We start from the raw sequence: 8,393 nt of genomic DNA, 5'->3' as shown, positions 1-8,393 counted from the left end.
ATGCGCGGCTAATGCGAACGACGGCTCAAGGCCGGAACCGGCCGCCGCTCCCGCCGCTCAGCTTGCCTCTTCCACCGCGCCCACGAGCCGGGTCATCACCCGGTCGAGCACGCGCGCGTCCACCGCCTCGGCCATCACGCGGATGAGCGGCTCTGTTCCCGACTCGCGGATCAGGAGGCGCCCGTCGCCGCCCAGCTCGCGCTCGGCCTCGGCCATCGCGGTCTGCACGCGGTCGGTCTTGAGCGGGGTCTTGCCCTCGGCAAAGCGCACGTTGACGAGGCGCTGCGGCACCGGCTCGAACACCTGCGCAAGCGTGCTCGCCGTCTGCCCGGTCTCGACCATCGCGGCGAGGAACTGCAACGCGCCGATCAGCCCGTCGCCTGTGGTGGCGTAATCGGTCATCACGATATGGCCGGATTGCTCGCCGCCAAGGTTGTGCCCGCCCGCGCGCATCGCCTCGACCACGTTGCGGTCGCCCACGGGGGTGCGCTTGAGCGCGATGCCCTGCTCTGCCAGATGCCGCTCCAGCCCGAGATTGGACATCACCGTGGCCACCAGCGTATCGCCCGCCAGCCGCCCCTCGCGCGCCCAGCGGGTGGCGATGAGCGCCATGAACTGATCGCCGTCGGCCACGCGCCCCTGCTCGTCGATGAGCACCACGCGATCGGCATCGCCATCGAGGCACATACCCAGATCGGCGCGCGTCTCCAGCACCTTGCGCGCGGCGGCCTCGGGGCGGGTCGAGCCGCAGTTGAGGTTGATGTTGTAGCCGTCCGGGTTCACCCCGAGCGGGATCACCTCGGCCCCCAGCTCCCACAGCACCTCGGGGGCGGCACGGTAGGCGGCGCCGTTGGCGCAGTCGATCACGATGCGCAGCCCGCCAAGCCGGCGGCGGCGGGGAAAGGTGGTCTTGGCGTATTCCACGTAGCGCCCGCGCGCATCGTCCACGCGCCGCGCCCGGCCGATATTGTCGGGGGCCGACAGGGTCACACCCTCGTCGAGCAACCGCTCGATCTCGCCCTCAGCCTCGTCGCTGAGCTTGAACCCGTCGGGGCCAAAGAGCTTGATGCCATTGTCGGAGGCCGGGTTGTGGCTGGCCGAGATCATCACGCCGACATCCGCGCGCAACGAATGCGTGAGATAGCCAATGGCCGGCGTCGGCACCGGACCGAGCAGGAACACGTCCATCCCGGTAGAGGTGAACCCGGCGGTCAGCGCGTATTCCAGCATATAGCCCGAGCGCCGCGTGTCCTTGCCGATCACCACGCGGTGTTCCTGCTTGTCGGTGCGGAAATAACGCCCCGCCGCCGCCCCGAGCCGAAGCGCCATGTCGGCGGTCATCGGCCACGTATTGGCCTGCCCGCGAACGCCGTCGGTGCCGAAAAGTCGCTTGCGCATGGCGGGCCTCCTGAACACAGCCTGGAAAATGTTCCGGCGTTGAGAGGGCTTTAGCATGTGCGCAACCGAACCGACAAGGCCGGTGCGCCCCCGCGGTGCCGGGGCTAGCGATAGCCCTCGGGGTTGTCGGATTGCCACTTCCACGCCGTGCGGCACATCTCGTCCAATTGGCGCTCTGCCCGCCATCCCAGAACCTCTTGCGCGCGGGTCGGGTCGGCGCGCATGATCGGGATATCGCCGTCGCGGCGCGGCGCAATGCGATAGGGTATCTCGCGCCCCGTCACCCGCTCGAACATGCGCACAAGCTCCAGCACCGTCGCCCCCCGCCCGGTGCCAATGTTGAACACGTCGCATCCCTCGTGCCCCACCGCGTGGCTCAGCGCGTCGAGATGGGCCCGGGCCAGATCGACGACATGGATGTAATCGCGCTCACCGGTCCCGTCGCGGGTCTCGTAATCGTCGCCAAAGACATCGAGAACGGACCGCCGCCCCACCGCCACCTGCGAGACGAACGGCATCAGGTTGTCGGGGATCCCGGTCGGGTCTTCACCGATCCGCCCGCTGTCATGCGCGCCGACCGGGTTGAAATAGCGCAACAGAACCGCCGACTGTCCGTTACCCGCGGCGATCCAGTCGCGGATGATCTCCTCGATGAAGAACTTGGTGCGGCCATAGGGGTTGACCGGTGCGAGTGGATGCACCTCGTCATAAGGGATGTAGAGCGGAATCCCGTAAACCGTGGCCGACGAGGAAAACACGATCCGCGCCACCCCGGTGTCCTGCATCGCCTGCAACAGCGTCATCGCGCCGTATACGTTGTTGCGATAGTAAAGCAGCGGATCGCGGACGGATTCCCCAACCGCCTTTAACCCGGCGAGATGGATCACCGCGTCGGGGCGAAAGGCAGAGAGCGCCGCGCACAGTCCGCCGTGATCGGTGATATCGCCCTCCACCACGTCGAAATCGCGCCCGGCCAGTGCCCGTACCCGGTCAAGCGCCGCTGGCGTGCTGTTGCTGAAATTGTCAAAGACGCAAGCCTGCCAGCCCCGCCCCAGAAGCTCGTTGAGAACATGGGTGCCGATATAGCCTGCACCACCCGTGAGAAAGACTTTCACCGCTCGTCACACCCGCCCGATTGTCCGGCGGACCGCGCGGACCTGCCGGAGAGGACCAAACCGGTCATGGAAATCATACCTGACCATCCCATCGCCGCGACCGGATCGCAACCCGCGTGGTCCCGCCCGCTCAACACAGGACACCCCACAGATCATACTCTCCCGCCTCGTCCACCTCGACGGTCACGATATCGCCCACCGACAGCCCCGTCGCGCCCTCGTCGATGAAGAGATTGCCGTCGATCTCGGGCGCATCCGCCATCGTGCGGGTCGTCGCGATGCCGTCCTCGTCGATATCGTCCACGATCACGCTCATGCGCTGACCGACCTTCGCAGCCAGCTTCGCCTCGGAAATCGCCTGTGCGCGGGCCATGAACCGCTCCCAGCGGTCCTGCTTGACCTCCTCGGCCACATGGTCGGGCAGCGCGTTCGACCGCGCACCGGCGACGTTCTCGTATTTGAAACACCCCACCCGGTCGAGCTGCGCCTCGTCGAGCCAGTCGAGCAGCGTCTGGAATTCGCCCTCCGTCTCGCCCGGGTAGCCCACGATGAAGGTCGAGCGCAGGGCGATGTCCGGGCAGATCGCGCGCCACGCGGCGATCGCGTCCAATGTCTTTGCCGCCGCTGCGGGCCGGGCCATGCGGCGCAACGTGTCGGGATGGGCGTGCTGGAACGGGATGTCTAGATACGGCAGCACCAGCCCGCCATTTTCCCCCGCCTGCCCCATCAGCGGGATCAGATCGCGCACATGCGGATAGGGATAGACGTAATGCAGCCGGACCCACGCCCCCAGCGAGCCGAGGTCGCGAGCGAGGTCGGTGATGTGGGCGCGGTGGCCGTTGGCCTCGGCGTGCTTGATATCGACGCCGTAGGCAGAGGTGTCCTGGCTGATGACCAGCAGTTCCCTGACCCCGTTCTCCACCAGCTTTTCGGCCTCGCGCATCACCGCATGGGCGGGGCGCGACTGCAAACGCCCACGCATGTCCGGGATGATGCAGAACTTGCACTTGTGGTTACAGCCCTCGGAAATCTTGAGATAGCTGTAATGGCGCGGTGTCAGGCGGACGCCCGAGGCGGGCAGCAGGTCGACGAATGGATCGGGACTCGGTGGCACGGCGGTGTGCACGGCATCGAGAACCTGCTCGTATTGGTGCGGGCCGGTCACCGCCAGAACCCTGGGATGCGCGCCGGTAATGTAATCGGGCTCGGCCCCGAGACAGCCGGTGACGATCACGCGACCATTCTCGGCCAGCGCTTCGCCGATGGCTTCGAGGCTCTCGGCCTTGGCGCTGTCGAGAAAGCCGCAGGTGTTGACGATCACCGCGTCGGCGCCGGTGTAATCGGCCGAAATACCATAGCCCTCGGCCCGCAGCCGCGTGAGGATGCGCTCGCTGTCCACCAACGCCTTGGGGCACCCGAGAGAGACCATTCCGATAGAGGGCTGGCCGGTGCGGGGCGACTCTGTGACCCGCGCGCGCGGCGCGAGATCGGGGCGAAGATCGGGAGGGTTCTGCGACATGGGCGCGATATAACCGTCAAGGCTGCGTGCGGGAAGGGCAAAAGCGGTTGCTCCGGCCCGCGCGCCAACCCTAATGTTGATCCAGGACACGGAGGGAGTGCGTCATGCGGTGGATATTCCGGCTGATCGGTCTGGTCGTCGTGATCGCGGCTGTCTTCGTCGGCGCGCTGTTCTTTCTGCCGGGCGAGCGTGTTGCCACGATTGCCGCGGACCAGATCACCAAGGCCACCGGGCGCAAGGTGACGCTGTCGGGCGAGACGCGGATCAGCCTCTACCCCGTGCTCGGCGTGGCGACCGGCACGGTCGAGGTCGCCAATGCGGACTGGTCCGATGCCGGGCCGATGCTGCAAGCCGACAGCCTCAAGATCGGGGTGAAACCAGCGGCACTCTTCGGTGGCGATATCCGCATCACCGGACTGGAAGCCGTCGATCCCGTCATCCGGTTGGAGCGCGCCGCCGACGGGCGCGTCAACTGGGAGTTGGGGGTGGAGGGCGTAGCGCCCTCCGGGCAGGCAACGGACAGCGCCGCGCCCGCCACCTCCGAGCGGCTGGCACTGACGCTCGACCGGGCGCTGGTGACGGGGGCGCGGCTCATCTACACCGATCACGCGGCGGGCACGGTGGAGGAGCTGCGCGATCTCGACCTCGACCTGCGCTGGCCCGAGTATGACGGAACGGCGGATTTCGAGGCCTCCTTTTCCCGTGGCGGCGGGCCGGTCTCGGTCACGGGGCGGCTCGATCAGGTGGGTCGATTCATCGACGGGGCGGTGACCGCCGTCGCCGCGACGGTGGAGGCCGCGGGCGGGCGCGTGGCGTTTGACGGACGCGCAGGCACGCAGCCGCAGGTGCAAGGCCGGCTCGATCTCGACCTCGCCGATACCGGGGCCTTTCTCGGCGCGCTGGGAATGGCCGGGGTCACCCTGCCCGAAGGGTTGGGTCAGAGCCTGAAAGGCGGGGCCGATGTGACGCTGACCGACGCCATGAACCTGTCGGTTCGCGGGCTGAACCTACAGGTTGGCGGCAACAGCCTCACCGGGGCAGCGGATGTCAATCTGTCCGGGGACGTGCCCCGCGTCAACGCCCAGATCGCGGCGGGCGCGCTCGACCTGTCGCGCCTTGCCGGGGCCGACTCGACCGGCGAGGCGGCGGGCGGCTCCGGTGGCGGCGGGGGCGCGCAAGGCTGGTCGACCGAGCCCATCGACGCCAGCGCACTGGCGCTGGCAAATGGCGAGATGGCATTCTCCGCCGACAGCATCGACCTCGGTGACCTCAAGCTGGGCCGCACGCGCACGCTGATGACGCTCGATCAGTCGCGCGCGGTATTCGCGCTGCGCGAGGTGCGGGGCTATGATGGCCTTGTGACCGGCGATTTCGTGGTCAACAACCGCGCGGGGCTGTCGGTGGGGGGCACGCTGCGGGCCGAGGGGCTCGACATGGAGCGCTTCCTCACCGACGCCGCAGGGATCACGCGGTTCTCCACCAAGGCGGGCGGCACGCTGAATTTCCTCGGCGCCGGCAATTCGGTGGACGCGATCATGAAGAGCCTCAGCGGCGACGGGCGATTCGAGACCGGGCGCGGCGTGATCTCGGGCATCGACCTCGACCGGCTGATGCGCGCGGGCGACGTGACCGGCGGCACCACGATCTTTGACGCGATGAACGCGAGCTTCACGATGGACAAGGGCAATCTCTTCAACGACGACCTCGTCATGCGCCTGCCGCTCATCCGCGCGGAGGGCAAGGGACGGATCGGGCTGGGCGCGCGCGATATCGACTACCTGTTCACGCCCGTCCTGCTTGAGGGCGAGACCTCGCAGGGGCTGGCGATCCCTGTGCGTATCCGCGGCCCGTGGGAGAACCCGCGCATCGTGCCCGACCTGGAAAAGGCCATCGACATGAACCTGAAAGAGGAACGCAAGAAGGCCGAGGAGCGGCTGGAGCGCGAGGTGCAGAAGCGGCTCAACATCACGCCCGAAGAGGGGCAGAGCCTAGAGGACGCGGCCAAGGACAAGCTCGAGGACCGCGCCAAGCGCGAGCTTCGCAAGCTCTTCGAGTGAGGCGGGCACGGGATTTGGGTATTTTTGCCAAGAAGAAGACGAAGGCGCGCGCATGAGCGAGGTCAGGGCGCAATACGAGGCCTACCCATACCCCGAGCGCAACCCCGAAGACGAGCGCAAGCGGCTGGTGACGGGCTCGCCCTCGCATGTGCTGGAGATCGACCATTTCATCTACGGCGGCGCACGCGACTGGTCGCGGCCCTTGCGCGTGCTGGTGGCGGGGGGCGGCACAGGCGACGCGCTGATTCAGGTGGCGCAACAGATGGCCGACGCGGGCCGCGTCGCAGAGATCACCTACCTGGACCTGTCGACCGCCGCGCGCCGGGTGGCCGAGGCGCGGGCGCAGGTGCGGGGGCTAAAGGGTATCCGGTTCGTGACCGGCAGCCTGATGGAGGCCGCGGACCTCGGGGAATTCGACTATATCGACTGCTGCGGCGTGCTGCATCACCTGCCCGACCCGGCGGCGGGGTTTCGCGCACTTCTGGCGGCGCTGGCGCCCGGGGGCGGCATGGGGTTCATGGTCTATGCGCCTTATGGCCGGTCGGGCGTCTACCCGTTGCAGGAGGCGTTTGGACAGCTCCTCAAAGGGCAACCGCCCGAGGCGCGGCTGAAGGCGGCGCGCAAGCTGGTGGCCGCGCTGCCCGAGGGGCATCCGTTCCGCTGCAATCCCAACCTGGGCGATCACAAGGACAGCGATGCGGGGTTCTACGACCTGCTTTTGCACAGTCAGGACAGGGCGTTTGACGTGCCGGCGCTGGTCGCGATGCTGGAGCAGACGGGCTGGGCGCTGGCAGGCTTTGCCATGCCCGCGCTATACGACCTGGGCCGCATCACCGAGCCGCCCGGCCATCTCGGTCCTGTAGAGCGAATGGCGCTGGCCGAAAAGCTCACCGGCACGATCAAGACCCATGTGGGCTATGCCGTGCGCAGAGCCGAGGCGCGCGGCCCGGCGAAGGGTGGCAAGCCGGGGCTGGTGCCGCATCTCAAGGGCGTGCGCGCCACTGAGCTGGCGCGCGCCGTGGCGCAGGGGCAGCGCCCGGTGCTGCGCATGGGAGGGGTCGAGGCACGGCCCGACCTGCCGCGCGGGGCCGCGCCGCTCATCGCCGCCATCGACGGGCGGCGCACTCTGGCCGAGATCGGGCGGCAGGCGGGGATCGACGCGATCGCGCTCGCGTCGCTCTGGGCCCCGGTCGAACGGCAACTGGGGGATCACGGCCTGCTGCTTTATTCGACGATCCTGCGGCGGGGCTGAGGGCATGACAGGAGAGATATCAGAATGACCGGGATGATACTTGCCAAGAGCCTGTCGCGGCTCGGGACCGAATCGGCCTTTACCGTTCTGGCGCGCGCACAGGCGCTGGCCGCCGAGGGGCGCGACATCGTCAATCTCGGGATCGGGCAGCCGGATTTCCCGACGCCGCCGCATATCGTGGAGGCAGGCGTCAAGGCGCTGCGCGACGGCCATCACGGCTATACGCCCGCGAATGGTATCCCGGCGCTGCGCGAGGCGGTGGCCGCCGACCTGCACGCGCGCCACGGGGCCGAGGTCGATCCCGGCTGCGTGGTGGTGGTGCCGGGCGGCAAGCCGACCATGTTCTTTGCCGGGCTGATGTTCGGCGAGCCGGGCGCCGAGATCATGTATCCCGACCCGGGCTTTCCGATCTACAAGTCGGTGATCGACTACAGCGGTGCGCGCGCCGTGCCCTATCCGCTGGCCGAAGAGAACGGTTTTGCCTTCGATGCCGAGGCGGTGCTGGCGCGGATCACGTCCGCCACACGGCTTATCATGCTCAACAGCCCCGCCAACCCGACCGGCGGCGTCACGCCTCGCGCGCAGGTGGACAGGCTGGTGGCGGGGCTGGCGGATCATCCCCAGGTGGCGGTGCTGTCGGACGAGATCTACAGCCGGATGCTTTATGGCGGGCGGGATCATGTCTCGCTCTTGCAATACCCCGAGATCCGCGACCGGCTCATCATGCTCGACGGCTGGTCCAAGACTTACGCGATGACCGGCTGGCGGCTGGGCTATGCGGTCTGGCCCGAGAGCCTTGTGGAGCATGTCACGCGGCTGTGCATCAACGATCATTCCTGCGTCAATGCCGCCGCGCAACATGCCGGGATCGCCGCGCTCACCGGGCCGCAGGACGCGGTGGACGAGATGATGCGCGCATTCGACGCGCGGCGGCGGCTGATCGTGGCGCGGCTGAATGCGCTGCCGGGGGTGCGCTGTACCGATCCGGGCGGGGCGTTCTATGCCTTTGCCAATATCCAAGGGACGGGGATGAGCGCGGGCGAGGCGCAGGA

General features: G+C 68.0%; 6 protein-coding genes. 3 read left to right on the top strand and 3 right to left on the bottom strand.

Features of this window, described 5'->3' with window-relative positions; genetic code table 11:
- Positions 1–57: 57 nt before the first annotated feature.
- The 3 genes from glmM to rimO form a co-directional block, all read right to left on the bottom strand.
- Positions 58–1,398: a phosphoglucosamine mutase gene (gene glmM / locus CRJ03_RS14890; RefSeq protein ID WP_104019670.1), complete on the bottom strand. Its 1,341-nt coding sequence runs from the start codon at positions 1,396–1,398 to the stop codon at positions 58–60.
- A 104-nt stretch (positions 1,399–1,502) separates the two neighbouring features.
- Positions 1,503–2,513: a UDP-glucose 4-epimerase GalE gene (gene galE / locus CRJ03_RS14885; RefSeq protein WP_104019669.1), complete on the bottom strand. Its 1,011-nt coding sequence runs from the start codon at positions 2,511–2,513 to the stop codon at positions 1,503–1,505.
- A 130-nt stretch (positions 2,514–2,643) separates the two neighbouring features.
- Complete coding sequence (rimO, locus tag CRJ03_RS14880; protein ID WP_165375332.1) at positions 2,644–4,032, bottom strand: 30S ribosomal protein S12 methylthiotransferase RimO; 1,389 nt, start codon at positions 4,030–4,032, stop codon at positions 2,644–2,646.
- Positions 4,033–4,136: 104 nt separating this feature from the next.
- Here rimO and CRJ03_RS14875 point away from each other — a divergent pair, with 104 nt between their 5' ends.
- The 3 genes from CRJ03_RS14875 to CRJ03_RS14865 form a co-directional block, all read left to right on the top strand.
- A complete protein-coding gene (locus CRJ03_RS14875) occupies positions 4,137–6,089 on the top strand; it encodes an AsmA family protein (protein ID WP_104019668.1) in 1,953 nt (650 codons plus the stop codon).
- Between the two features lie 52 nt (positions 6,090–6,141).
- The gene (locus tag CRJ03_RS14870; RefSeq protein WP_104019667.1) at positions 6,142–7,341 is read left to right on the top strand and encodes a class I SAM-dependent methyltransferase; all 1,200 of its coding nucleotides are present in this window, start codon (positions 6,142–6,144) and stop codon (positions 7,339–7,341) included.
- Between the two features lie 24 nt (positions 7,342–7,365).
- Positions 7,366–8,393 (top strand): pyridoxal phosphate-dependent aminotransferase (locus tag CRJ03_RS14865; protein ID WP_104019666.1); only part of this gene is annotated, 1,028 nt, incomplete at its 3' end.

Origin of the sequence: Roseovarius nitratireducens, from assembly GCF_002925845.1 — a bacterium.
In the GTDB taxonomy this organism is placed as follows: Bacteria; Pseudomonadota; Alphaproteobacteria; order Rhodobacterales; family Rhodobacteraceae; genus Roseovarius; species Roseovarius nitratireducens.
The sequence above is the reverse complement of the archived record's forward strand: the minus strand, read 5'-3'. Positions and strand labels throughout refer to the sequence as shown.